Source organism: Paenibacillus sp. P4_E11, assembly GCF_056401635.1.
The window spans coordinates 1-1,087 of the sequence record NZ_JBFUIX010000543.1 but is presented as its reverse complement, the minus strand read 5'-3'; the positions used below and the strand labels follow the sequence as shown (position 1 = coordinate 1,087).

The window sequence follows — 1,087 nt, the reverse complement described above, 5'->3', positions numbered from 1 at the left end:
GGCAGGAACAGATTGAGAGACTTGTTTCCTTACTCAACAAAGTGCTTTATTACAACATGGGCAAGGGAGGAACGGCGACATTAGGCCGGGAAATCGCTTGCCTTAACGATTATGTGACATTACAGCAAATACGGTACGATTTTCAGATCCATGTAGATATACGGGCAGAGGACGGACTGATGGATGTACCGATCCCCCGATTCATCCTTCAACCCCTTGTAGAAAATTCACTTTTTCATGGACTAGGGGACGACGGTTGGATTGAGGTCAAAGCCGGACTTGAAGGCGAGGATCGCGTTCGTATTGAGGTGAAGGACAACGGATTGGGAATGCGTGCGGAGGAAATCAGGCAATTACTCGATAGAAGCACAGAGGAACGACGAAACACCGGGATGGGCATTGGGATCCATTATGTGAATAGGATGATTAAATTGCAGTATGGAGACCGAGCAAATCTTACGATTACCAGCGAACCTGGCATCGGAACTTCAATTGTCTTACTTATTCCGATCACAGATGAACAAGCGGGTGCATAAATGTCCGCTAAAAGGGTAGAAATCATCCGAAAATCCGGGCTGGCGGTAGGAAAATCTCGTTCAATCTTGATCCAAATCATGGATAATACTGACCGTAAAAAGGGGTATTCGTGCTCTATGATAGATACAGACTCAGGAAATCGATCCGATGTCCTTGAGCCCAGATCTAACATTAATAGGAGGGTGTCAATTGCTCAGAAAAAAGAAAGCGGTATCAGTACTCATGGCTTCCGTGTTGTTATCGAGTGTTGTGGCAGCGGGCTGTTCCAGTAAGAGCGAGCCGCCTGCAGCTTCAGCAAGTCCAACCCTAGCGAAAGCGGAAGAAAAAAGAATCAAGATGAGCATGTTCATGAATAACTCAGGTATCGCTCATCCGGAAGGCGTCGATCCAAGCAACAATCCGTATCTCAACATCATTGAGGATTATGCGAACGTTGATTTGGAGGTAGAGGTGCCGAACTATACGGACTTCAAAACAAAATTCAATCTGATGCTGTCCTCCGGTAACTTACCAGATCTCTTACATACGGTGTATCCGGACGAAACAAACC

Annotated in this window: 1 protein-coding gene and 1 pseudogene; both read left to right on the top strand. The window is 46.1% G+C overall.

Annotated features, from left to right (window positions below; translation table 11 throughout):
* The coding region (locus AC1DWB_RS35890; RefSeq protein ID WP_477545830.1) for a sensor histidine kinase at positions 1-536 on the top strand (536 nt) is incomplete at its 5' end.
* Between the two features lie 190 nt (positions 537-726).
* A pseudogene (locus AC1DWB_RS35885) lies at positions 727-1,087 on the top strand (hypothetical protein); the annotation flags it as partial.